At 47.7% G+C, this 24,759-nt stretch carries 27 protein-coding genes; 9 read left to right on the top strand and 18 right to left on the bottom strand.

All coding sequences use genetic code 11. The annotated features are described in order from the left end of the window. From Q0537_RS05150 to Q0537_RS05130, 5 genes are all read left to right on the top strand, one after another. Positions 1–314 (top strand): toprim domain-containing protein (locus tag Q0537_RS05150; RefSeq protein ID WP_299225637.1); only part of this gene is annotated, 314 nt, incomplete at its 5' end. Positions 315–319: 5 nt separating this feature from the next. Beyond that, positions 320–685, top strand: a complete 366-nt coding sequence (locus Q0537_RS05145; protein WP_299225636.1) for a DUF3408 domain-containing protein — start codon at positions 320–322, stop codon at positions 683–685. Between the two features lie 264 nt (positions 686–949). After that, the gene (locus Q0537_RS05140; protein ID WP_299225634.1) at positions 950–1,354 is read left to right on the top strand and encodes a hypothetical protein; all 405 of its coding nucleotides are present in this window, start codon (positions 950–952) and stop codon (positions 1,352–1,354) included. Then, positions 1,338–1,976: a relaxase/mobilization nuclease domain-containing protein gene (locus Q0537_RS05135; protein WP_299225633.1), complete on the top strand. Its 639-nt coding sequence runs from the start codon at positions 1,338–1,340 to the stop codon at positions 1,974–1,976. The genes Q0537_RS05140 and Q0537_RS05135 overlap by 17 nt, the downstream gene beginning before the upstream one ends. 162 nt (positions 1,977–2,138) lie before the next feature. Then, positions 2,139–2,378 carry a hypothetical protein gene (locus Q0537_RS05130; protein ID WP_299225632.1) on the top strand — a complete coding sequence of 80 codons (240 nt, stop codon included), beginning with the start codon at positions 2,139–2,141 and terminating at the stop codon, positions 2,376–2,378. An 84-nt stretch (positions 2,379–2,462) separates the two neighbouring features. On the opposite strand, the gene Q0537_RS05125 is transcribed toward Q0537_RS05130, so the two are convergent. The 15 genes from Q0537_RS05125 to Q0537_RS05055 form a co-directional block, all read right to left on the bottom strand. After that, a complete protein-coding gene (locus tag Q0537_RS05125) occupies positions 2,463–2,972 on the bottom strand; it encodes a hypothetical protein (protein WP_299225631.1) in 510 nt (169 codons plus the stop codon). After that, a complete protein-coding gene (locus tag Q0537_RS05120; RefSeq protein ID WP_299225630.1) occupies positions 2,969–3,922 on the bottom strand; it encodes a hypothetical protein in 954 nt (317 codons plus the stop codon). Before Q0537_RS05120 ends, Q0537_RS05125 begins: the two co-directional genes overlap by 4 nt. Then, positions 3,919–4,596: an ABC transporter ATP-binding protein gene (locus tag Q0537_RS05115; RefSeq protein ID WP_298028979.1), complete on the bottom strand. Its 678-nt coding sequence runs from the start codon at positions 4,594–4,596 to the stop codon at positions 3,919–3,921. The genes Q0537_RS05120 and Q0537_RS05115 overlap by 4 nt, the downstream gene beginning before the upstream one ends. After that, positions 4,593–5,702, bottom strand: coding sequence for an FtsX-like permease family protein (locus Q0537_RS05110; protein ID WP_299225627.1), 1,110 nt, complete (start codon positions 5,700–5,702; stop codon positions 4,593–4,595). Before Q0537_RS05110 ends, Q0537_RS05115 begins: the two co-directional genes overlap by 4 nt. Continuing rightward, positions 5,692–5,880 carry a hypothetical protein gene (locus tag Q0537_RS05105; RefSeq protein ID WP_295098450.1) on the bottom strand — a complete coding sequence of 63 codons (189 nt, stop codon included), beginning with the start codon at positions 5,878–5,880 and terminating at the stop codon, positions 5,692–5,694. Before Q0537_RS05105 ends, Q0537_RS05110 begins: the two co-directional genes overlap by 11 nt. Continuing rightward, a complete protein-coding gene (locus Q0537_RS05100) occupies positions 5,877–7,001 on the bottom strand; it encodes a nitrous oxide reductase accessory protein NosL (protein ID WP_299225625.1) in 1,125 nt (374 codons plus the stop codon). Before Q0537_RS05100 ends, Q0537_RS05105 begins: the two co-directional genes overlap by 4 nt. A 31-nt stretch (positions 7,002–7,032) precedes the next feature. After that, positions 7,033–7,866 (bottom strand): tetratricopeptide repeat protein, encoded by an 834-nt coding sequence (locus Q0537_RS05095; RefSeq protein ID WP_299225624.1) that lies wholly within the window; start codon positions 7,864–7,866, stop codon positions 7,033–7,035. Between the two features lie 2 nt (positions 7,867–7,868). Continuing rightward, a complete protein-coding gene (ccsA, locus tag Q0537_RS05090; RefSeq protein ID WP_299225623.1) occupies positions 7,869–10,565 on the bottom strand; it encodes a cytochrome c biogenesis protein CcsA in 2,697 nt (898 codons plus the stop codon). Between the two features lie 18 nt (positions 10,566–10,583). Continuing rightward, positions 10,584–11,555 carry an NrfD/PsrC family molybdoenzyme membrane anchor subunit gene (gene nrfD / locus Q0537_RS05085; protein WP_299225622.1) on the bottom strand — a complete coding sequence of 324 codons (972 nt, stop codon included), beginning with the start codon at positions 11,553–11,555 and terminating at the stop codon, positions 10,584–10,586. A gap of 1 nt (position 11,556) precedes the next feature. Next, positions 11,557–12,264, bottom strand: coding sequence for a 4Fe-4S dicluster domain-containing protein (locus tag Q0537_RS05080; RefSeq protein WP_299225621.1), 708 nt, complete (start codon positions 12,262–12,264; stop codon positions 11,557–11,559). A gap of 28 nt (positions 12,265–12,292) precedes the next feature. Continuing rightward, entirely contained in the window at positions 12,293–13,066 is a 774-nt protein-coding gene (locus tag Q0537_RS05075; protein ID WP_299225620.1) for an FKBP-type peptidyl-prolyl cis-trans isomerase N-terminal domain-containing protein, read from the bottom strand. A gap of 51 nt (positions 13,067–13,117) precedes the next feature. Further along, entirely contained in the window at positions 13,118–15,193 is a 2,076-nt protein-coding gene (locus Q0537_RS05070) for a cytochrome C (RefSeq protein WP_291940175.1), read from the bottom strand. 104 nt (positions 15,194–15,297) lie between these two features. Beyond that, positions 15,298–16,716 (bottom strand): DUF3365 domain-containing protein, encoded by a 1,419-nt coding sequence (locus Q0537_RS05065; protein WP_299225640.1) that lies wholly within the window; start codon positions 16,714–16,716, stop codon positions 15,298–15,300. After that, positions 16,706–17,395: a response regulator transcription factor gene (locus tag Q0537_RS05060; RefSeq protein ID WP_299225618.1), complete on the bottom strand. Its 690-nt coding sequence runs from the start codon at positions 17,393–17,395 to the stop codon at positions 16,706–16,708. The genes Q0537_RS05065 and Q0537_RS05060 overlap by 11 nt, the downstream gene beginning before the upstream one ends. A 393-nt stretch (positions 17,396–17,788) precedes the next feature. Beyond that, positions 17,789–18,388: a DUF6803 family protein gene (locus Q0537_RS05055; RefSeq protein WP_299225617.1), complete on the bottom strand. Its 600-nt coding sequence runs from the start codon at positions 18,386–18,388 to the stop codon at positions 17,789–17,791. Positions 18,389–18,709: 321 nt separating this feature from the next. Between Q0537_RS05055 and Q0537_RS05050 the strand changes: the two genes are divergently transcribed. Both Q0537_RS05050 and Q0537_RS05045 read left to right on the top strand, forming a co-directional pair. Next, positions 18,710–18,928 carry a hypothetical protein gene (locus tag Q0537_RS05050; protein ID WP_299225616.1) on the top strand — a complete coding sequence of 73 codons (219 nt, stop codon included), beginning with the start codon at positions 18,710–18,712 and terminating at the stop codon, positions 18,926–18,928. Positions 18,929–19,884: 956 nt separating this feature from the next. After that, positions 19,885–20,043, top strand: a complete 159-nt coding sequence (locus tag Q0537_RS05045) for a hypothetical protein (RefSeq protein ID WP_299225614.1) — start codon at positions 19,885–19,887, stop codon at positions 20,041–20,043. Positions 20,044–20,175: 132 nt separating this feature from the next. Here Q0537_RS05045 and Q0537_RS05040 read toward each other — a convergent pair whose 3' ends face one another. The 3 genes from Q0537_RS05040 to Q0537_RS05030 form a co-directional block, all read right to left on the bottom strand. Next, positions 20,176–20,592 carry a hypothetical protein gene (locus Q0537_RS05040; protein ID WP_297918349.1) on the bottom strand — a complete coding sequence of 139 codons (417 nt, stop codon included), beginning with the start codon at positions 20,590–20,592 and terminating at the stop codon, positions 20,176–20,178. 278 nt (positions 20,593–20,870) lie between these two features. Further along, positions 20,871–22,271 (bottom strand): multiheme c-type cytochrome, encoded by a 1,401-nt coding sequence (locus Q0537_RS05035; protein WP_299225612.1) that lies wholly within the window; start codon positions 22,269–22,271, stop codon positions 20,871–20,873. 10 nt (positions 22,272–22,281) lie between these two features. Continuing rightward, a complete protein-coding gene (locus tag Q0537_RS05030) occupies positions 22,282–22,839 on the bottom strand; it encodes a NapC/NirT family cytochrome c (RefSeq protein WP_298053896.1) in 558 nt (185 codons plus the stop codon). Between the two features lie 199 nt (positions 22,840–23,038). Between Q0537_RS05030 and Q0537_RS05025 the strand changes: the two genes are divergently transcribed. Then, a complete protein-coding gene (locus Q0537_RS05025; RefSeq protein ID WP_299225610.1) occupies positions 23,039–23,884 on the top strand; it encodes a fumarate hydratase in 846 nt (281 codons plus the stop codon). A gap of 10 nt (positions 23,885–23,894) precedes the next feature. After that, the gene (locus tag Q0537_RS05020) at positions 23,895–24,455 is read left to right on the top strand and encodes a Fe-S-containing hydro-lyase (protein ID WP_177389396.1); all 561 of its coding nucleotides are present in this window, start codon (positions 23,895–23,897) and stop codon (positions 24,453–24,455) included. The last annotated feature ends 304 nt before the right edge of the window (positions 24,456–24,759 follow it).

Below are 24,759 nucleotides of genomic sequence, written 5' to 3'. Positions count from 1 at the left end.
CAATGAAAGAAAAGGTCGGTAGCCATTGCCTTGTAATGAACTCCGTGGCTAATGTCGGGCGGTGCATCCGTTACTTGCGCGAGCGACACATCACGGTCCTCCGTGCGTTCCTCGATAACGACGACGCTGGAAGGCGAACCTTGGGCGCGTTCATCGAAGCTGGGTTTCTAGTGGAAGACATGGCCGTACACTACCAAGGATGCAAGGATCTCAACGAATTCCATGTCAACCGCATCCGTCGCCTACGAGAACAACAAGGACAAGCTCCAATCACAACCAAACCAACCCACACAATCAAACTAAAAAGGAGATAGCAACCATGAAAGAGAAAGACACCAACAAAGCAGACCGGGAGTTTCTCGACGTCTATTTGGGAGAAACGCATCCACAGGAAGCAGAGCCATCCGAGCAGGCCGTGCATGCCGAGAGTGCACCTACACCGAAACGCATCAGTGCCAAAATGAGACGGGAGACGCTGGAGGCTTACAAGCAAACCTTCCTTGTCCCTGCCAAGCTGACAGAACGTCGGGCAGTCTATTTGAGTAGAGACACACAGGAGCGCGCCGACTTCGTTGTCCGTCGACTGGGCAATCGTGGCGCCAACCTGTCGAGCTTCGTAGAGCGCATCGTGCGCGCCCATTTGGAGGACTACGCCGAGGAGATCGAGGAATGGCGAAAGCTGTAATCCAAGCACACGGATCCATCAAATAGTCCACGAACAATATGCACGTCAAGCAATCAGCAACCGCCTGAATGCACGGCATGCAGTGATCACAAGAATCACTGTAGGATTTGTACCGGAGCGTGACGACGGTAATGCAAGACGTCAGTTTGTTCCCACAAACTGCGCTTGCTCCCCCACCCCTGCGGTCGGTGGAGAGGGCCGTAATCACATCCGTTCTCATCGGCCCCAACTATAGAATAAGTACCACAGAAAAGACCTATCCACATGAAAAAGTACAACAAGAAGGAAGACAAGAAGCCGAACAAGATCGCCTTCATCAAGGTCAGATGTACGGCCGAGGAAAAGGAGCGGATCCGTTCGAGGGCTGCAAACGCGGGACGGAAGTACTCCGACTACTGTCGCGAGATGTTGCTCGGTGGATCCGTTGTCGCCGTCCCTCCGATAGGCGACAACGAGAGGGAGGCCCTCGCCATCCTCCGTCAGACGGCACTGTTCTACGCGCACATCTCTAATCTGATTAAGGTCAAAGACGCCTCTTGGGTGGACACGACGAAGGCACTTGCCACCTATGCCAAGATCGCTTTTAAGCGGTTCTTCAGCCCCCGCTATCGGGTCCCCGAGGAGGTATTTAAGCGCTTAAATATCGAAGATCATGATCGCAAAGTGTAAGGCCATCGCGCATGGAAGTAACGCACTGGAGTACGTTTTCCGAGAAGGAAAGCTCGGCCGGATTCTCGCCCTCCACAACCTGTGCGGCGAAACGCCAAAGGAAATTCACGAGGAGATGAGGCTGATCAACAACTACAACAGCCGCTGCAAAAACAAGTTCTTGCGCATCGAAATCGGCATTGCCCCGCAGGACGAGCCGCGGATGACGTTCAAGGCGCTGAACCGCCTCGCCTTGCTCTTTGCCAAACAGATGGAGTTGGACGACCATCAGTGGGTGGCCGTCACGCACAAAGACACCGACAACCTGCACATCCACATCATCGCCAATCGAATCAGCCTCAGCGGGAAAGTCTACGACACCACTTTCGTCAGTAACCGAGCCGCCAGAGTGGCCGAAGAACTCAGCCACAAGTACGGGCTGACCATCGCCAAAGAAGTCCGTTCCGTACGACCACATCGGAAAGCCCAAGCCAATCCCGCAAGAGAGCGCACGAAGCAGCAGGTTCGGAACATCTGCTACGCCCTCCTCGACAAGCACCGCGGGAAAGGTCTGTCGGGCCATTCCATGTTCCTCTACGAGCTCTTCCGAAGCGGCAAACGAGCAAGCGATATTGATGGGTAGCAAATAGGCGGCGCTGGTAGATTAAATTTAACTAGAACAAGTCGGTGTAAGCCCAGGAAAATGTAGGCTAAATTCCGTAAGGACGGATGAGCGAGAGTTTGGACATAGACGGGTAAATTTAACAATAGTAAGCCGATACAGGCTGAATTTTAGGCTAGCTTAATGAGCGAATGCGGGATAAATTCCAATGAATACGAATGGACGCGAGCTTGGGCAAATACGAGCAAATTTAATAATTGCGAGCAAACGCAAACTCGGACGCGAGCTAAATTTAACGAAAGCGGCAGCGGCGGGCAAAATTTAATAAAAGGTGCGGGCGCGGGTAAAATTTTCAAGCCGCACGCGGATAAAATTCAAACGACGAGCCGTATCTGCGACAAGTCGCGCCCGTTGCGGAGTTAAATTTTATTTCCTACCTGCCGCAAGGCTAAATTTTATTTCCGATCCATCGCAGGACTAAATTTTATTTTCCGATCCGACGCAAAGCTAAATTTTATTTTCGGATAGAAGGATGTTGATGAGCGGATTTAGCAGGGTCTCGCCGCGAGCGGCGCACAGCACGATCTCGTCGTAGTAGTAGTCGCTCCTGCCGTAGTTGTGAAACTCATACGCGCCAAAGCCGTAGCCCATCGGCGTGATCTCGACGCGCGAGTACCAGGCGTCCTTGGCGATGATGTATTTTTCGGTGTCTTGCGAATAAACCCACACCACGATCTCATCTTTGTTTTTTTGCCGCATCAGCCACATAAAGACGTTTGCGATGTCGTTGAAAAAATATGTATCGCCGTTTGGCATAACGGCCTGAGCGGTGTTGTACAGATCGTTTATCACCGTACCGCTCTCGTGACATAGGTATTTGCCAAATTCTATCTGCAGCGGCTGCTTATCGGTATTGCCGTGGCGCACGGAAATTTTGGATTCGGCTATATCCATCGACGATATCAGTAGCCCCATCACGCAGGCAAGCAAAATCGCGGCAAAAATTTTCTTAATCATAGCAGCGCGCCCCGCACGAAGTAATATTTGACGACGTAGGCGCTGCAGATGAGCGCGTTTAGAATGAACCAGAACGAGGAGTATTTAAGCAGGTGGGTATAGGCGCGCTTGGTGATGAGCTCCGTTAAAAACGGCACGATGCCGAAAAATATGCCCAAAAACAGCGAGCCCCAAATCGCATAGCCGACGAAGTAATAATCCTTCAAAAGCATGCAGTACGGGCATTTGTGATTGGGCTGTTCGTAAACGTAAAGCCCGAAAAAATAGGTGATCGCGTAGTATGCGACGAACAAAAAGAGCAAATTCAGAGTAAAACTCGCCATCGACTGCTTTAAGAAATTTAAGATCAAAATGGCGCCCAATATCGCGTAGAAAAAGGTCGCCAAAAGCGCCTGCGTGTAGCCGAACGGAAGCTTCGGCGCGCGAAATACGACCGAGCAGCAAAACACCGGCACGCGCAGTGGGATATTGATAAAAAATAGAATCTCTAAAATAAACTCCGCTAGGACGCCTGCAAAAAGGATGGTAAAGATTAGGTATTTGCGCTTTAGATAGGGAAATTTTCCCGCTTTAAGATCGAGGCTGTTTAAAATAAGCCAGAACCCAAAGCCGAAGATCAGTAAAATTTTTAAAAGCAGTAGGATATTGCCGTAGCGGTTCGAGCCCACGACGCCTGCGGAGCACATCGCGCCGGGCACGATCGAAGAGAGCTCGTTTAGGCAGAGCGCGAAAAATATAAACAAAATGATCTTGCACGCTATCGTGAAGAACAAAATGGTGTTGATGAGATAGTTTCTTTTCTCCAGGGCGTATTGTAAATTTGAGGTGGCGTTAAAGTCCCAGTAGCGCATGATCCGCACGATGTGAAATTGCGAGATCGCCATCAGCGCTATTACGATCAGCTCCACGGCCAAAAACGCGATCACGCTACCCGATAAAAATACGCTCATGCTGAAATTTCTCCATCTTTTAAAAAGACGTATCGATCCACAAAGCTTAGCTCGTCGAAGAGTATATCGTGCGTCGCGATCAAAACGGTCTTTTTAAGCTCTTTGAGCTTTGAGAGCATTTCGATAAAGCCGAGCGAGTTTTGTTTGTCTAAATTTGCCGTCGGCTCGTCGGCTAAGATGATCTGCGGCCTCATCACGAGCGCTCTTGCGATAGCGCAGCGCTGCTTCTCGCCGCCGCTAAGGCTCGAGACGATCTGATCTTTTTTATGCGCGATATTAGCGATCTGCATCGCTTCATCTATACGCGCGCCAAGCTCATCTCTGCTCAGCCGCTCGAGGCTAAGCGGCGCAAGGACATTTTTATAGACGCTAAGCGCCTCAAGCAGGTTGAAAGACTGAAAGATAAAACCGATTTTTTTATGGCGATACGCGGAGCTTTCGATATCGGCGAGCTTGGAGACGTTTGCGCCGTCCACCAAAACCTCGCCGCTGCTCGGCTTAGCAAGCGCGCCTATGATGGATAGAAGCGTGCTTTTGCCGCTACCGCTGACCCCTTTTAAGATTACGATCTGCCCCTCTTCGACGCTTAGGCTTATATTTTTTAAAGCGCGAAATTCATTCGCCCTGCCCTCGTTGTAAATTTTATAAAGCTGCTTGATCTCTATCTTGCTCATTTGACCGCCTCGCTCATATCGCCTATAGCGATGCGCCATGAAGGGATGATGACGAACGCTAAAAACGGAATCACGCTAAAGACGAAGATCAAAAAGAGCATATTGAAATTTATCGCGGGCGTGAAGGTGATGAAATTTCGCAGCTCGCCACCTAAGAATATATCGCGCAGAAGCGGCGCATCCAGGATAAAAACATAAGCATAAGCGCCCGCAACGCCGAGTAGATAAGCGCTTAGCGAAACGATGAAATTTTGAATAAATTTCATCGCGATGATGTCCTTTATACAAAAGCCGATGCTGCGCAAGATCGCGATCTCCTTTTTCTTCTCGCCGTATGCGAGCGAAATTTGATTTTTCAGCAAGATGAAAAACGAGATCATCGCCACGGCGTAAAGCACCATAAAAATTCCACCCTTGTAATAATACAGATGCCTCACTTCGGCTACCGCATCCTCGGCACTGAGAGCCTCCGTGTTGGGGTATAAATTTACGATCTTAAGCGCTACTTCGCTTACTTCGTTGGGGTTGGGCACGCTTACGTAGAGCTTGGTGTATTCACCCTCCTTCAGGCTCAGCACCTCGCGCGCAGTATCGGGGTTGAGATAGATCACGTCGTTTGAGACGATGCTGCTTTCGTGCGGCGAAATTTTATTAATCTTAATCGCAATTAGGCGCTGTTCGGTTAAGAAGTGAAACTCGTCCTCGTAGTACCACTCGCCCATCGCCGCCTTCACCCCCTCGCCTACGACCATTTCGTTTTCGCTCAGGCTTTCGTCGCCTACGATATGAAACCAAACGCGCTTTTGAGCGAAGTAATACATCCCGTCCACGGCGCCCTGCACTTCGCTGACGCCCGCGATCTTAGAGATGTCGTAGATATAGCCGTCGTGCATCAGGTCGCGTTTGCCCGCGCGTAGAGCCTCTACGACGATGTCAGGTCTGAGCTTGATGACCTTTTCAAGATCGTTTTGAATGGAGCCCGAGATAAAAAGTACCGAGCTTAAAATAAAAACGATAAATGCAAAGATTGCGAAGCTAAAGGAGTGATCGGCTCTGTCTTTTCGCAGCAGAGTCACGGAGTAGTCGATAAAATTTTTATTTATCATAGACGAACTCCGCGTAGGCTTTGCTCTTAAAGCTGCTTGAGAGCCGCACATCCTTTATCTCGCGCGCTAGCTTTTGCAGGCACTGCTCGCCCTTTGCGCGATCAAAGCTTACATAATGCACCGCAATGAGCGCGTAAAGGGCGGCAAAAAAGATCATTAAAGCGCAAATGAGCCTCATAGCCCTTCTATTACGCTCTCTTGAATTTCATCAAATTTAAGTACGTTCTTACCGCCGTGATCTTTAGCGAAGGTCTTAGCCGCGCTCTCGCTATCAAACGCAATGAGCTCGTCGCCCATCGGCCCTAAGACGTTGGAGCCGAGCACGAAAAAGGCACTTTTAGCATCGATCTTATGAAGCTTGTAGTAGTCGGTTACGTAAATTTTATCAAAGCCCTTACCCTTTTGGAAGTAGTATTTCATCAGATCTTTTACGCCGTCAAAATACAAGCTCTCCCCGCCTTGAATCTCTATCATCGCCGCCCAGTTAGGGTTTTTACCCACTAGCATGCCGCAGACCGGGCATTTAGCGCCTTCAGGCACGACGATCTTTTCAGGTTTTTTCGCTTTTGCGTTTTTGTCGCTGCCGCCTAAATTTACAGGTGCATCCCATAGATACAGCGCCGCGGCTTGCAGGTGTTTGTCGTACTCAGGCTCCTTGCTCGCGCCTTTTGCGTCGCAAACATTTTTGAGATGAGCTTTAAGCTCGGAGATGGCTTTGAAGCTTTTTGGATCGGTTTTCTCGCAGTTTGCTTCGTAAAATTCCTTGCCGTGCGCGTAAACGCCGCCCTCGCGTTTGGCTTTGATCATCTTGTTATCGCCCTCAAAGTCCTGTCCCGCGATCTCGTAGGCTTTGGCAAAGTTCACTATCTCGCCGCCGTTTTCGGCTTGGAATTCCTTCGCGTCGGCTTCGGTTGAGAAGGCGTATTTGCTATTGCGGCTCATCGTACCTTTGACCTTGCTACCCACGACGTAAAAGGCTTTATTCACGTCGATCAAATTTAGATTTTTCGTATCGACGACCTGCGCATCGCTTGGAATTTTGCCGCCCGTAATCTCGTACAAGCAGTGCAGGGAAGCTACTTGCTTGCCGTTTACAACATGGTTGGTTTTATAGAATTTAACCAAATTCATTCCGCAAACGGCGCAGTATTCTTTGCCCTCGCCGCTTCCTACAAGCGTAGCCTTGCTAGGATCCACGCTTTGAAACATAGGATTTGCCGGTTTATTGGCCCCATCCATGGAGGCGCCGCAAACCGCTGCCGCCAGTAAAGCCGAAGCTAAAAACGAACGTAAAATCATACTATCTCCTTAAAAATTTGATGTTTTAAATTTACTTACTAATCGAGTTTAAAAATTCCAAATTCTCGCACCCCATCTTGATTCCGCCGTCGCAGCTTTTTTTGAAAAGCTCTTTTGCTTTGGCGTTATCGGACTTCACCCCTTTGCCCTCGGCGTACATTATGGCTAAATTATTGCAGCCGTCGAAGTGGCCGAGGCTGCACGCCTTTTCATACTGCTGCTTTGCTTGCTTATAATCCTGGTCCACCCCCTGCCCGAAGGCGTATAGATAGCCTAGATTGTTGCAGCCGATGCCGATGTCGCCGCCGCAAGCCTTTTCGTAAAAAATTTTAGCCTTTGCGAAGCTTTGCTGCACGCCTTCGCCCTTCAGATACAGATAGCCCAGGTTGTTGCAGCCCATCATATCGCCGTAGGTGCAGGCCTTCTCATAAAGGCTCGCCGCCTTAGCGACGTCTTTCGCGAGCCCGGCGCCGTTTGCGTATAAAAGCCCGAGCGAGGTGCAGCCTTCGTTATCTTTGCAGGCTTTTTCATAATAAGCTGCCGCTTTGGTGAAATTTTGATCCGCGCCGTTGCCGCTTTCGTAGATATAGCCTAGATTGTTGCACGCAAGCGCAAATTTAGCGCTGCACGCCTTCTCGTAGAGGCTGATCGCCTTTTCGAAATTTTTCTCTACGTTGCCGGTGCCCTCAAAATACAAAACGGCTAGATTATAGCATCCCGAAGCTTTATTTTCCAAACCGCACGCTCGCTCGTAAATTTCTGCGAGTTTTTTATGATCGCCGCTTTGCTGCGCCTGAATGCCCTCGCTGATAAAGCCCGCGTTTGCCGCGGCAGCCAAAACCAGCGCTATTAGAAATTTTTTCAAATTTACTCCTTCATATCGTTTTTTACGTCCCTGCCCCTGAAAGCAAGAGCGATTATTAAAATTACCGCCGCTATTATACAATAAAACGGCGCGGGTATCTGCGGCGCATCCCCTGCGGCATAAGAGTGCATACCAGTGAGGTAGAAATTTACGCCGAAATAGGTCATTATGATAGAGCTATACGCGAGCGTCGAGCTCACGCAATAAACATAGATCGAGCCGAGCTTCGGGATAAGCTTTAGATGCAGCACGATCGCATAGACGATGATCGAGACATACGACCAGGTCTCTTTGCTATCCCAGCCCCAGTATCGCCCCCAACTCTCATTCGCCCATACGCCGCCGAAGAAATTTCCGAGCGTCAGCATCGAAAGCCCCACGATGAGGCTAATCTCGTTGATCGCCGTTATATATCTGATCTGAGCGTTAAGCCGCTCGCAATTGGCGCTGTTTTTAAGCGCCATCAAAACAAGAGCCAAAAGACCGAGCAAGCAGCTAAGTCCTAAAAATCCGTAGCTAGCCGTGATAACCGAGACGTGGATGCTAAGCCAATAAGATTTTAGCACCGGTACGAGGTTGGTGATCTGCGGATTTACGAAGCTCATATGTGCTACTAGCATCACGATGCTGGCCAGCAAGCAGCTTGCGCTTAGCGTAAGCAGGGACTTTCTAAAAAATATGATCCCCGCAAGCGCCGCTGACCAACCGATGTAGATCATCGATTCATAGCTATCGCTCCACGGCGCGTGAGCCGCGACGTACCAACGCAGCGCAAGCGCGAGGGTATGTGCCGCAAAGCTTGTGGCAAAGGCCGCGAATAAAATTTTTTGCGCGAGCGTGAAGCGCTTGCCGCAAAGCGCGCCCAAAAGCGCTAAAACAAGAGCTATGCCGCCTAGGATCATATAGCAATAAACTAGCTTTTTGAAAACCGAGGCTTTGTTGTAAAATACCTCGGCTTTGACGCGGCTAACGCTTGGAAGAATAGCCGCCGAGGTGGCTCTTTGGTAGCTTTTCAGCTCTGCTAACGCGGCATCCGCTTTAGCCCAATCATTATCCGAAATTCCGTCTTGCAAGCCGTTTAGATAGTCGTTTAGCACGCCTTTGATCTGCGGCGCGATTCTATAATCCGCAAAGGCGTCGTTCGGCGAGAGCCAGGCGTTTTGCGGGTCGTTCGGCACGGGGATAAATTTAAAGAACACCCCTCTGAAGGTCAGATACGCGATATTTAGCCGCTCGTCGAATTTAATCAGCTCGTTATCGAGCACGCTGCGGCGCGAGGCGCTTTTTTCATTCGCCTCGTCCACGACGCGCGCGAGCTTGTAGTTGCCGTTTTCATCAAAGACCGAATTAAAGCTCGCATATCGCTCCTGCGGGGCTAAGCCTAGCATCTTTTTGATCTCGTCGTTTTTGATCTTAATGATCTTTTGATCGCGCCAAAATGCAGGATTTAAGCTCATTCCTAGGATCATCTGCTCGGCGCTTAAGCCGTAAAGCCCCTCTGTGCCTGAAATTTTATTTACGATCTCGCTTGCTTCGGTGCTAAGCGGCTTGATCCTACCCATGTAATCTTGCACCAAAAGCTCCGCGAACGCGCCGTTTGCGTGAACGCGCGAGTTGGCTTTAAAGTTTGCCAGATAGTTTTCATTCGCGGCGCGAAGCTCAATGCTGAAAAAAAGCGGCGCGATCAGAAGCAGCGCGGCAGGCGCGTTATTTTTGATAAATTTAGCTAGCTTTTTAAACCTGCTGCCTGCGGTAAAAAGATTGCCGATAAATCCGACGCAAAGTAAGAAATAGCCGAAATAGGTAGGGATTTTACCAGGATCGCGATTAAGCTCCAGCACCGTGCCCAGCTCGTCCGTGTCGTAGGAGGATTGAAAGAGCTTAAAGCCGCCAAAGTTTAGCGGGTGGTTCATATAAATTTCATGCTCCCCCGCGCTCTTGCCCTCTTTTAAAATTTCAACATCGCTAGCGTAGGATGATGGACTTTGCGAGCCCGGGTAGCGCTCGAGCTTAAATTTCAAAAGCTTTACCGCAAACGGAAGTTCTATCAGTTTCGAGCCCCAGCTTAGCATTATCTCCTCGCCGTCAAAGTTTAAAATTTTAGGTTCCCCGAGCCAGCCCGCGCCGCCGCGAAGCTCCGCTTCTTGCTCGCTTCCGCCCTCAAAGCCCGCTTTTACCGCAAGCGTGCCCTGCTCGCCTTTGGACGCGGGTTTGTAGGAGCTAAATTTGACGGTGAAGCTTTTAGAATTTATACTTTGCGTGAAGCTAAAATCGTTATTGCCGATCTGAGATAGATTTAGCGGGTACTCAAACAGCGCGTCTTGCGTGCGGATTTGCAAGTATGGTTTGACGCTTACCATCTCGCTTTCGCTCTCGCCCACCCTTACGTGCAGCACGCCCTCGGTGCCGAAATAGCGCGTCAGCGCCGCACCGATAAAGATAACGATAAATGCCGTGTGAAGCACGAAGGAGCCGAAGCGGCGCCACATTTTGGTTTTTATGATGATAGCAAGCAAACAAAGCGCAAGTGCGCTCATTACGCACTCGTACCAGCGCGCCTCATAGACTAAAATTTTAGCCGTTTGCGTATCGTAAATGCTCTCTAAAAAGGTTGCGACGCCGGCGCCTGCGGCAAGGATAAAGAGAAGGCAGAGCGCAAATTTGTAAGAAGTTAAAAATCTAAATAAATTTACGCCCAAAATCGCCTCTCCGAGTTTTTACATTATTATATCGTAAGTTTGTCCCGCATACAAAATAAACATCCTAAGAAGCAGCACGCCCATGACGCTGGCAAGCGCGCTAACGTAGAATGCAAACGCAGAGTGAGCGATCTTTTTGCCCAGTGCGAAATTTAAAACTAGCGGTACGCAAAAACCTACACCCACGACGCCTAGCCAAAAAAGACGCGCGTAAATTCCCTCGCTAAAGGCAACGCTGGCGGCTTTTTGCACATCGCTGCCCGTTATTAGCGAGACGAAAATCATACCGATTAGTAAAATTTCCATCGCTAAAACCGGCCACTCGACCGCGTGTAGAGTTTTTAGATCGCCGCCGTGCGGGTCGGCTTTAAAGAAAAGCGCGGCTATTAGGCTTGAGCCTGCAATGCCTGCCGATAAGCCAGACGCCACGAAAAGCGCAGGTAAAACGGCCGTATTAAGGATAGGAAATCTAACCAAAACCGAGATCAAAAAGCCCGTATAGGCGCAGATCGCGACCGCAAAAACAAGCGTAAGCGCAAGAAGTAGCGGGCGAAGCGCGTTTAAAATTTTCATTACGAGCGTGAAAAGCCCTTTTAAAAAAGTAAGTCTGCGCGATAAAAATCCGCTAAGATCAGCTTCAAACGCATAAAGGCAAGCTACGAAGCTAAGCGGGATATAGACGCAAAGCGCCGCTACGCCCACGGACATAACCGAGGTGAAGTTATAGTTAATCAAAATTTTCCAGAAAAGCAGCGGCCTCTCAAGGTCGGCTACCAGGCAGACCATACCGAGTAAAATCGCGACGAAAGATAGCAGCGACGCAGCCTTAAACAGCGGCGTGCTTTCAGTTTGTTTTTTGTAAAGCTTAACGAGGATCGCGACGATCAAAGCGCCGCCGCTCATGCCCGCTAGCAAAAGATAAACCGCTATCGGCCAGCCCCACTCAACGCCGTGAGAGAAGGTCGCAGTGAAATTTATAGCTCCGTTCATATCACACCCCCAGTTTTACCGCAGGAATATAGCGCAGGCTCGGCTTCGTGCCGCACTCAGGATGCATTCGCAGGCTGTCTTTTACGCGAAGTAGCTTGCTGATGTGCGAGCTTTCGTCGTTTAGATCGCCGAATACGATCGCTTCGTATCTGCATGCCTCGATGCAGGCGGGCTCGTGACCGTCCTTTAAATTCGTATCCAGGCAGAAGTTGCAGCTCTCTGCGGCTCTTGTTTCGTGATTTATAAAGCGCACGTCGTAAGGACAGGCGACGATGCAGTATTTACAGGCGATGCAGTCATCAGTATTCATCGTCGTGATGCCCGTTTTTTCATCCTTGTGGCAGGCTTTAGTCGGGCAAACGTTCACGCACGGCGCGTCCTCGCACTGCTGACAAGATACTCTAACATAGCGCTTTTCTTTCAAATTTAGCGGATCGGTTTTATCCTGGATAAAAAGCCTCATCTGACCTTTCGGAACCGAATTTATCTTTTTACAGGCTATCTCGCAATCAGTGCAACCCACGCATTTGTTCTGATCGAATATCATGCCGTAGTGCGGCTTTTTCGGCTCTTGCTTTTTAGCACTTGCGTTTACATCTTGTGCACTTTTATCTGTGCCGTTTTGTGCGAGCAAGCTTGAGGCGATTGCGCCAAGCCCCAAAGAGCCGAGTGCGGCGGATTTTATAAAATTTCTTCTTTGCTTTTGCATATTCTCCTCCGACTAAATTTAAGCAAAACTACTTTGTTTTATTCGCGTCGTGAAAGCTTTTAGCCTCGCTCTCGCTAAGCTTTTTGGCCGCATCGGCAAGCTCGCCGGGCTTTAAAACCTTTAGTAGTTCGGCTTCAAAAATTACTACAGAACCCGCAGGAATTCTATCTACGTCCACGTTGCCGTAGGCTAAATTACTAGGGATTGTAAATTTATATTTCGAGCCCGTATTCATCAAAAGCAACCCCTCGCGTAATCCGTCGATTAAGCCTATCATAGAAAGATGCGCCGGAATTTTAGATGCGAAAGTATCGTCAAATACGCTACCGTTCGTCAAATACGCCTTGTAGTTCATCACTACTACGCTCTCAGGCTTTGGTTTTTCGCCCATACCTAGCTTTAAAATTTCATATTGAAGACCGGATTTTGTGGTTTTAACGTCCGGATTTTTGGCATTTTTCGCCATAAATTCCTTGCCTGCTTTTAAATTTCTATCAAGCTCCGCTTTGGAATTTGTTTCTACGATCTTATTTAGTTTATCGGCTCTTTGATTCAAAAGTGCAATAATTTCCTCATCTTTTAGCTTCTGCTGCTTTTTAAGAGCGTCCAAAAACCCCTCTATCACCGCATCTAAGTCGTATTTGACGCCTAATGCGGCTTGTGAATGCAGCTGGTTTGAAACATAGCTTCCGGTGGAAGCTCCGATGCTATAAGATTCTTTTTGTTCTTGCGTAGTTAAATTCGCGCCCAACGCGCAGCTTGCCAAAACGATAGGCAAGAAAATTTTTAGTCTTTTTTGCATACATTTGCCTTTTAAATTTCGGGGCCGCGAGCTTACGCGACCCCGAAAGAATTATAAATTATTATTTAGAATTCTTTGAGCCTCTTTGATATACTCTTTAGCGGCTTCTAGCCTTTGCTTAGTATATTTAAAGCCGTGCATACCCCATGAGCCGTCTTTTTCGATAAGATCGACGGTGTCTTGAGCTTTTTCGATCAGCTCGTAAACGCGAGTTTTATCGCTGGAGTTAAGCTTTTTGGTCTCAAGGATAGAATAAATTCCTTGAATACCGATCTTAACCTGCGAGAAGTCGCTCTTAATTGGAGTTTGCCAGCCCATAACCTCATCGTAAACCTGTTTTTGGTTCTTGAAGTGAAGCGTCTCTTTTAGCTCGGAAACGACAGGACTATGGCAGCCTTTGGTATCTTGCATATCTTTATCCGCCCAAGATGTTCGTGCGCACGACCACATAAGATCGACGAAATTTCGTCCATCTTTATTTCTTTGGAAGTGCCAATCTTTCGCATCTCTTGGACCTTTAGCGGCATCGCCTGCGACTAGAGATTTTCTAGCAGGATCAATGTCGATCTTCCAGATGTGAGATCTTCTTTGAGTATCAAATCCCGCGTTGTCTTGGAACTGAATAGCATAGAAGTTCTCGCAGCTCATCATAAACGGCATGTGGCAAGATGCGCAGGTGTTGTCTTTATGCGTATCGGCTCTTGCAGCGATATAAGCTTGCTCTTGGTGGCAGTCTTTGCACTCTTTTGTGATCTTAGGCTTTGTATAAAACGCGCTCAAATAGCCCTGCTCGGAGTTGTAATTTACGCCCTTGACGGTTTTATCGCCAACTACCGGTCCAGTGTTATCGTGCGGATCGTGGCAGGTTACGCAGCGCATACCCTTCTCGTAGTGAGCGGTAAAGTAGGACTGAGAGCCTTCAGAGCCACATCCTGGTCCCATAGATTTAAATTTAGAGCTAAGAGATAGATCGGGATTTCCGTTGTTTAGCGGATTAGCACGAGCTAAATCAGGGCTATAGTTAAATCTTTGGTGGCAGCGTTCGCAGTTTGAGGTTCTAAAATTTGTAGCGCCGTCAAGGTGACCGCCCGCTCCATGGCACTCTTCACAGGTGATACCCTTGGAGATAGTGTGCTTTTGAAGCTCTTTTGCGTTACCCAAAGCGGCGTAAAATTCTTTCTTAGTTTTAAAATCGAATTTGAATGGGTGGCAGACTTCGCAGTACGAGCTGTTTGCTTGGAAAAACATCGATTTTTTGTATTTCGCAGCATACGACGCAAGACCTCTTACGTAACCGCCGTTATCGCCGTATTCCTCAAGCGTGCCCGGGAATTCCGGAACTATCTTTTTGATCTTTTTGACCGTCTCATCGTCTAAATTTAACGCCCAAGTCCTTTGGAATTGGTTGCCGCCGGCTACGATCTGACCGGTACCATCTCTTAGCAAGCCACCCTCTACGTGATAGGTTCCGCGTAGAAGCCATGCATCTACGTAGCCGAATTTTGTCCTTAGATGCCCCACAGTCGCATAAATTACGTCAGGGGTAATGCCTTTTGGAAGGATCGACGCCGTATCTGGGCTAAATACAGGATCGGTTAGGTTGTTATTAACCTCCGGGTGCTCGCCCGGGAAGCGGATAGTAGTGGCGTGGCGCGATCTGCTCCATGTCTCATACTGCGCAGGGTGGCACTCGCCGCATTTTTCAGGACCTATGAATTTATTCGGAAATTGCAAAGAAGAGCCCGCAGGGATTCTATACATCATAGAGCTATAGCCCTTGCCGTCGTCTCTTTTACTCGCCTTTGAAAAGTCAAATCCATGCCCTTCCGCAAGCCACTCCAAACCTCGGTCGTGCACATCCATCTTACCGACCGTCTTGCCGCCGTATTTGGTAAAAATCGGGTGATTTTTAAATAGCCAGTCATACATCTCTCGCTCTTCTACGACGTAGTCCTGCAAGGATATGACGCCTCTGCTTTGCAACGTGCCCTTAGGATTTGCGATGACGTCGCGCGATTTTTGCGACATTTCCATCTCATGCCCCATGCCTTCATCAGCACAGGCTCCTGCGGCAAAAATGCTAATACAGGCGAGCGCGCCTAGTAGCATCTTATTCCATTTTTTCATGGCTCCTCCTTTGAAAATCAAATTTTTAAATTAGCAAAGTTTTACGATTGAAATAATACCAACAAAAAAGGGCGAAAAAGGGAGAAATTTAATGAAGTCTAAATTTAACGAAAAGATATCGTAAATATCGCGCCTTCGTCGGAATTTGCAGCGCTTATGCTCCCTCCGTTTTTTTCGATTATCATCTTGCTCATATATAGCCCTAGCCCGCTGCCCTGCTGTTTTGTCGTAAAGTGCGGCTCAAAAATTTTATCTAACTGCGCTTCGTCGATGCGGCTTGCGTTATTTTCGATCGTGATTACCCGCTCGCCCTGCTTTAAAAACGAGTGAATTTTAATCTCGCGCCGTTTAAGCGGTACGTCCAAAAACGCTTCCTTTGCGTTGTTTATGATGTTTATTAGCACCTGGATGAGCTCGTTTACGTTGCCGTAAAGCGTAAAATTTTCTTCTACCCGTACGCTTATGTCGATGACATGCTTTTTAAGCGAGGCGTTTAAAATTTTACGCGCCTGTTCAATCGCCTCGCTGGCGCTAAATTCTTTCTTCGGCATGTTCGGATTGAAGAAATTTTTAAAATCCTCGATCGTATCGCTCATAAATTTCACCTGCTCGCCCGCGTCCCTGATGCCGCCCTCGAGCCTTTCTTTTGAGAGCTTGCCCCGCTCGTTGTAAAGCTCTAAATTTATGAGCGTGGAGCTGATCTGCGATAGCGGCTGGCGCCACTGGTGCGAGATATTGCCGATCATCTCGCCCATGAGCGCGAGACGGCTTTGATTTATCAGTAAAAGCTGAGTTTGCATCTTTAAGGTCTCGTTTTTTTTGTGAATTTTATAGATACAAAATATGCAGATCAAAAACACTACAAGCAAGCTTAGGCCGCTAACGACAAACTCTTTGGTGTGATAGAGCAGAATGCTTTTTATCGGAATTTTAAAGCTTATCATCGCGATCGTATCGCCTAGACTGCCTTTAAAATTCCCCACGTCTCCGTAGAGCTCTTGCATCTTTTTAGGCGCTGCGTTGATGCTGTGGCATTCGGTGCACGAAGGCTGGGAGTTTGTTATCGGCAGGCTCAAAAGATACGAGGCGCCACCTTTATCATAGATGACTCTGGAGTATTCTTTGTATCTATTTTCTTTAAAGCCCTCTAAAATTTCATTCTCAAACTCGCTTCCAGCGTGTTCGGGATTGAGTGGTTCGGTGGCGACAAGCTTGTAGTCGTAGTTAATGTGATTTTTGGCGAGCTGAATTTTATAAATTTCGCGCGTTATGTAGGTCGAGGACATCAGCCTCGGATCGAAAAAGTCCTCGCTTAGAAGCTTTTTTTCTTTAAGCTCGTTTATTAGCGGGCGCTGCACGGTCGAGACGTAATCGCGCACCGCGTTCATCGTATCTAGGATATAAAACGCCTCGCGCCTCGTGTCTTTCAGCGCAAGCTCGCGGTAGAAGTTAAAAACCAACGCCGTAATTACGATATATAGCAGCACGAAAACCGCTACGATAAATTTAAATTTATACTTCAAAGAGATACCCCACCGCATATAAATTTTTGATCACGTCCTTGCCGATCTTGCGGCGCAGCTCTTTGACGATCGCTTTGATCGCCTCCTTGCTGGGCTGCTCGAACTCCCACATATAATCAAATAGCTGCTCGTAGGTTACGGTTTGATTTTTGCGCGCTAAGAAGTACTCCAAAAGCTTGCTCTCGCTTTTAGAAAGATGACAGGCGCTGTCTTCTACGTAGATGATCTTTTTGGCAAAATCATACTTCAACTCACTGCTTATGCTAAATATCGGCGCGTGATTTATCAGCTCCGCAGCGACGTCTTGCAGCGCCTTTATAAAGGCGTTTTTATCGTACGGCTTAGGCAGATACCTAGTGATCTTAAGCTCCACCGCCCGCCACAGATACTCCTGCTCGGTGTGGCTCGAAAGTATCACGATCGGCACCGAGATACCAGCAGCACGGATCTTTTTAACGACCTCTAGCCCGTCCATATGCGGCACGCCGATATCAAAAACTAGAGCGTCGTATGAGCCGCTCATCGCCTCATCAAGCGCCTCCAGCCCGTCCTTAACCCCCACTACTTCGCCGAAAAATAGCTGCAGCGATTCGGTTATATTTTTTAAAATCCCGGGCTCATCCTCCAGGCAAAGCACCCTTTTATTGGACAAAACGTCCAATAATTCGTAATCTTGCATACTCTATCCGCCTCCAAGCTTAGTGCATTTCATTCTTAATCGTCTCTTAAAATATAACTAGACTTAGATTATATAAATTTAGCATTAAACTAACGTTAAAAAATATACCAAAGCGGTTTGCACGCAAATTTAAACCTGCAACCGCCTATGTGCGAGCTTTGCGCCTGCATAAGTTGGATAAAAATATCACAAGAACATAAAAAGGCGGGACGATAAGCTTGATATTAAATTTTACCGCCTCGCAGGCAACATATGAAAGGCGGTAAAATTCTATTTTAGAGGGGCTTGCATATGCATTTTGTAGACAAAAGGCAATCAAATCATAAAGATCTATCAACTCCGCAGCTCGGCGGAATAGAATTTAAAATTTAGCCCAAGCCGGGCATGCTAAAGTTAATGTGACTGCTCCATCTTTGAGTGATCCATGCCACCGTGATCCATGTTCTCCATCGAGCCATGATCCATATGCGAATGATCCATCCCCTCCATCGAACCCATATCGTGGCTCATCCCACTCATCGAGCCATGATCCATCATAGAATGATCCATGCCACTCACACCTGGATCGGTCATTCCAAAAATCATCGCGACGTGTCCTAGCACCAAAAATACAATCAGCGCCAAGAAATGAAATTTAAGCCTAGCTCTAAATTCCGCTCCTTTTGCGATAACTCCGAGTTCCAAAAGTAGCAGCACTAGCGCAGGCAGCGCCGCCGCTACGTATGCCGCCAAAGCTAAGGCGTCCGCAGCACCACGTAAATGAATGACGGGTAAAATTTTAATCGCTACGTAAATGATTAATATCGTAAAATAAGCGCCGAGAATGATACTAAGGCATCTATTGATTTTTAGCGCCAAAGAGCCCTTCTGCGAGCGGTACAAGCTAAAAAATTCGCTCGCTACTATCGCTTCTGCTAAGCCCATCGGCACCGCCATAAATAAAATCAAATTCCACGGCTGATTTGCCATCAAAAGTTCCATGTAATTCGTCATTGCCATGTTTTCTCCTTATTTTGGTTTAAAGGGCGCAATTCTAGCGGCTTTCGGTAAAAAATTTTAAAACAATAGATAAGATTAAGTGCACCTTTAATCTTATCTTTCCATAAAACGATTTGGGCTGCGTCTTAAAGCTCGCCCGCAAATATTAAATTTTTAATCTCGCCTCGCACGCTGCCCTCCTTGTATCTAACGCGAAATTTAGAAAATTTATATTTGCAAAAGCAGATGCCTTAAATTTATCCGAAACGCTTTAAATTCCGCAAAATTTCAGTTTTACAAAGATAAAATTATGAAATTTTTTTAAAAGGATTTAAAATGAAAAATGCTCTTTTATTCGCCTGCGTAGCGCTATTTATATGCGCTTGCTCCAATTCTGAGCATCCAAAGCCAGGCGTTTCGCATTGTAGCGAGCCTAAAATGGACGAGGCGTCGCATCAGATGATCCAAATTTGCGGCGAAAGCGAGGATCCGCAAATCGAAAATATGCAGTGCAACGAAAACGGACTTTGCTTCGGCACCGCAAAAATCAGGTAGCCGAAGCCCCCGCAGACGCTAGTGCTAAATTTAACTATTTTAAAGCCAAGATCGAGCGCCCGCAGAGCGGTCTAGGCTGCGCTTTAAAATTTTAGCCAGCAGTTTAAATTTAGCTCCGCTTCACGCGCGCCGATGCATTTTATTATCTATCTTGTTTTTAGCTGCGCTCGCCGATTGATCGAGCTGCTCTTGGCGCGATAAATTTTAAAATTTCATCGCCAAACATGACGCGGAATTAGGATTTAAAAGTAAGCGCAGGTCGAATTTCATAAGTTTAAAATTTTAAAGCGATATGCGATTTTAAATTTTACGCTTCTTGAATGCTAGCCGGTGCGAAATTTCGCGCAAGCTCAAAATCCGCGCTAGGCAATTTTGTGCCACTGCAAAATTTCTAGATCTCAACTCCGCTCGGTAGAATTTTTAGCAGTGCAGATGGGGGCGCAAAATCTGCGCCGTATAATCCCACGCGGATCACACCCTCCCAAATTCCTATGCCGCACGCCGAGACTCATAATCTAATCTCGCTACAAGATCGCTTGCAAAATAGTGCAGTATCCTTAGTCGCATAGCGCAGCCTTGCTCACTGCGTGGTCGAGGTCCGTAGCTGTAGTGCAAATGGCGCAAAATTCTTTGCCGTGCGGTAGGAGTTCTCAGAGCAAAAAAAGACGCGGTATCCTCTACCTACGGTGCGAGTTTATAGTCTCTAACTCATACCTTAAAATTCCGCTTCAAACTCATTACTTAAAATTTCGTCTCAAAAGCCACGTATTAAAAATTTTGCTTTATTTTTACAGTTTAAAATTTCGTACGGATTGCACCGAGCGAAATCTCACCACTGCGCGACGCAAGCTTAAAATTTCAGCGTCGTGCTCGCCGCATATTAAATTCTGCTTTACTATGACGGCTTGAATTCTATCCTGAGCCCGCAGATTTAAAATTTTACTTCAAACGATGCCGTGAAATTTCTACCCTCCCTAGGCACATATCTCTCGGAGCCTGCGCCGCTCGCACTTAGCGGTGACGCTATATCTTTGCCGATAGAAATTCCGCGCACAGGGCGCCTGCCACAGCGCATAGAAAATAAAGCGCGCCGCCTGCTTGATCGCCGCCTCTAAAAATTTTAAGCGACCGCAAAATTTTAAAATTTAAAAGCAGCCTTCGATTAAGCCGATTTTTATAAATTTGGATTTGCTTTGTAGCAGCGCAATCTGGCGAGTAAGGCGCAACCATAAGTTAAGCAGCTAGCTTTACGTCAGCTGCTTAAACATTTCGATCTGTTCCTTTGTAAGCTCGATCAAATCATCGTTTGCGTATTTAAGCGATGTCTCCAGGCTTGCGATGAGCTCCTTACGGACGAAGCTCACGCTAAAAAGCGTCGCCCAAAATCGCGCTCCGCTGCCCGTGCTCGGATCTTCTAAGACCGCTCTAAGCGCAGCTACCGCAGCAGCATCGTCCGCCGCGCCCAATACCTCGTCCACGAGTGGATATTCACCTGCGCCGTCGCCCTCGTTTAGCGAGCGCAAAAGCGGCTCAAGCGCCTCGTCGCAGGGATTATCACGCAAAAACTCCCGTACCGCGCGAAACTCTGCCGCGAGCTGATCCGAAAGCTGCGCAGGCATCGGCTGATGAAGTCTCAAAAAGTCTAATGCCGTTTGCTTATCCATAAAATTCCTTTTAAATGATATGCGCGATTGTAGCTAATTTTGGATTGCAAAGAGATAAATTTACTCTAATTTATCAGCTACTTCCGTCATAAATTCTCAATAATCTTAAATAATTAGATAGTGATTTTGTAGTGGCTTTTAGGGGCGATTTTCGATGGGCTTTGCGGATTACAAAATAAAATTCCAAAATTTTATCCAAACAAAAAGGCCCCTGCGAAGTGCAGGGGCTTACAAGCTTGATCTGTTTAGTCCGGCAGAATTTAGCAGACTAAGAAGAATTATTCCTCGATCTTACCAGTTTTGATGCGGCGCTCGTAGATTTCGCGCATCTCTCTAATGTCGTTTTTGACCTCAAATACGCCGTGCCAATGCGAATAATCAGGTCCGCCCATTAGCGCGCCTTGGCGCATTCTGCGACCCTCGTGATGCCACGAAGTGTAATAAATACGCTGGAACGCATCCGCCCAAGGATCGTCTTTTAGAAGTTTCTTTTCCTTAAGCTCTTTTAGCATCTTAGTCGCTTCGTCGTTGTAAACGTTATATAGAAGTACCTGCTTATCGCCCACCTCAAAGAAATTATTCGTGTGGGTGCTTGCGTGGCACTCTTTGCAGACTTGCTTCATCTCGGCACGCGCTGCCTCAGGACCGTTTAGGTTACCCGCCAAAGGATTGCCGACATTTAGTTTGCCGGTATTTAAAAACTCGCTTACTGCGGTCTCATTACCGCCGGTTCGTAGATTACTCTTAGGCTGCCACAAATTCCACTTCAAGCGTTGAGATACGTTGTGAGTGGAGTTTAGATCGCCCACACCGCCGCTCATATGGCAGGTTGCACATGTAGGAGCGCGGTAGTCAGGAACCGCCCAAGTACCAGGAGCGCTATCGAATTTCCACTCATTGCCTTCAGCGTTAAATACGTGTCCGTGCATTGAGTTGTTGTAAATTTCGATATCCGGATGATCAGGTCCTAAGTGGCAAGATGCGCAAGCGGCAGGCTTACGAGCTTCGGCGATCGAAAATTTATGACCCGAGTGGCATGATTTGCATCCGCCTACGCTACCGTCCGGATAAACCGTACCAATGCCGTAAACGGGCCAGGTCTCTTTGGTAGGCTTGTTATGCTCATCCATTTTAACGACGCTACCGTGGCATTGAGAGCAACCGGTAATATCAGGCGCATGTTTAAGATCAGGGATATCACGTCCTTCGTAGTGATACATTAGATCAACCATTCCTTTGTTGGCTTGCATTTGCATAGCACCTCTTGCGTGGCCGCTGTTCTCAAACTCTTTAACCTCGTTACTATGACATTTAGCACAGGTTTTTGGGCTAACTAGCACCGAAATATGATTATCTGTGTCTTTCGGATGCGGCTCTTTAGCTGCCATAGGGCTATCTGCTGGCTGCGAGTGGCAGTCGGTACAGCTAACGCCTACGTGAGCGTGGCGGCTCATCTTCCAATCCGCAACGACGCCCGGAGTTTTTTCGGCATGGCACTCGACACAGCGTCTAGCTAGCGGCGTAAGCTGCCTATTTACCTTTAAATTCTTCGTAAGACTAACGTTTACGGAATTGCTTACGTTCGCGTCCGACGCGGACATATTCGCATGCTGCGCGGGCATTTCTGCGAATGCAAACGATGCGATACAGGCTATTAAAATAGCGACTTTTTTTAGCATTGCTTCTCCTTTACTTGGTTTTGTTATTTTCTCGGTTGTATTTATCCCAATATTTGGCGATCTCTATACCCATATTTTTGTGGCCGACGTTTTCGTGGCACTGCACGCAGGTTTTGCCGGTAGTGCCCGCGAAATAATCCCTATGTGCGAGCCAGGCTTTATTTACTTGGTTATTCTGCTCTTTTAAATTTCGATGGCAGCTTAGACAGCCGCTTTCATAAACGAAATGATTTCGCTCCTTGCGTTTTTCTTGCCAGTCGATCTTATCGGCATCGGTAAAGACCGTTTTGTAGACATCATTTGCGGAGGTTAGAGCTTTAGTCCAAAGATACATAAAGGTATTTTCATGAGAAACGTGACAGGCGACGCAATCGGCCTTGAAGCCTTGCGGGTTATTGCCGCCGTGAACATCGTTGTGAAATGCGTTTGCCATCGGCTGCATCGTATGACAGGATACGCAGAATTTATCGGTACCTGTAAGATGAACCATCTCCGCAATCCCAAGAGAAAGTATCATTCCTATAAGCACACAAGCGCCCACTAGCAGCACAAGAGTTTTCTTTTTCATAGGTTTCCTTGATTTTAAAATTTCTTCGCAAAATTTTTAGTATTTGATAATTCGAAAAGTGGTATTTTATTATAAAAAGATTAAAAACCGCTTATTTTCTAGCCTTTTGTTAAAATTTATTAAATGAAGATAAAATTTTAAACTAAGTTTTTAGTTTAACGGAATATAATCCATTAAAATTTCAATACAAGGAGAGATCATGAAAACGATCCAAGCGGATGAAATTACCAAAGTAGTCAGCGAGCTTTGCAAAAAAGCCTGTTATCACGTCACGCCAGATATGCGCGCGGCATTTGAGAAAGCGCGCGAGAATGAGACTTCGCCCATCGGCAAAGATATCTTAGGCAAGCTCTTGCAAAATGCCGATTTGGCGGCAAAAGAGGTCGCGCCGATCTGCCAAGATACCGGTATGACGGTGGTTTTTGTCGAACTCGGTCAGGATGTGCATATCGAGGGCGGATATCTGGAGGACGCTATCAACGCAGGCGTCGCGGACGGCTACGTAGGCGGCTATCTGCGTAAATCCGTGGTCGCAGAGCCGCTTTTTGAGCGCAAAAACACTACAAACAATACCCCTGCGGTCATCAATACCCGCATCGTCCCAGGCGACAAGCTTAAGATCAAAGTGGCCCCAAAGGGCTTTGGCAGCGAAAACAAATCCGTACTAAAAATGCTCGTTCCCGCAGACGGTATCGAGGGGGTAAAAAAGGTATTTTTAGAGGCGGTTAAATACGCTGGTCCTAACGCCTGTCCTCCGATGGTCGTTGGCGTCGGTGTCGGCGGCACGATGGATAAGGCGGCGCTTTTAGCCAAGCAAGCCGCGGTTCGTTCGATCGATAGCAGAAATCCCGACGAGCGCTACGCCAAGCTAGAGGATGAGCTGCTGGAGATGGCGCGCGCTACGGGCGTCGGTCCGCAGGGCTTGGGCGGCATAAATACCGCCGTTAAGGTAAATGTAGAGTGGTATCCGACCCACATAGCAGGGCTTCCGGTCGCTGTTAATATCAACTGCCACGCGGCTCGCCATGCCGACGCCGAACTATAAGGAGGAAATCATGTCAGAAGTTAAAAGAATTACCGCACCTTTCGATAAAAGCGTAGTAAAAAGCCTAAAGGCGGGCGATAACGTCCTAATCAGCGGCACCATCATCGCAGCTCGCGACGCCGCGCACAAGGCTCTAACCGAAACCCTCGCTCGCGGCGAGAAGCTACCCGTAAGCTTGGCCGGCGAGACGATATACTATTTGGGGCCGACCCCCGCCAAACCCGGTCAGGCAATCGGTGCTGCAGGACCTACGACTAGCGGACGCATGGATAAATATACTCCTACGATGATAAACGAAGTAGGCATCAACGGTATGATCGGCAAGGGCTACCGCAGCGACGCCGTAGTTGAAGCGATGAAAAAATCGGGCTGCGTCTATATGGTCGCTATCGGCGGCGCGGGCGCGCTGATTAGCCAAAGTATTAAAAAATACGAAGTGCTAGCCTACCCCGAGCTCGGCCCCGAGGCGGTCGCGCGACTTACCGTCGAGGATTTCCCTGCTATCGTAGCGATCGACAGCGAGGGCAACAATTTCTACGAAGTAGGTCAGGCGCCTTATAGAAAAATCTAAATTTTGCTAGCGGCGTCCGCGCTGTGCTCTTTGCGGCGCGGGCGTCCGTAAATTTCGCGACATTCGCTCAGGCGCTCGTAAATTTTGCGGCATAAACTACGGCGTTTGTTTCGCGAAATTTTACGACTCGGCGCAGTGAAATTTTATAGCGAATTTAAAGCGCGCCCGTAAAATTTTATCTCTCTTATGGCACGGAATTTTTAAAATTTCGTGCCGCTTAAACTTCTACCAAGATTCCGCCTTCGCTACATTTAGACGATCCGCCGCTAAATTTAATCGCAAATTTATCCAAGTCTAAATTTTA

This window comes from uncultured Campylobacter sp., from assembly GCF_938017775.1.
GTDB lineage: Bacteria > Campylobacterota > Campylobacteria > Campylobacterales > Campylobacteraceae > Campylobacter_B.
Note: the sequence above shows the minus strand (reverse complement) of the source record. Positions and strands in the feature narration are given on the sequence as shown.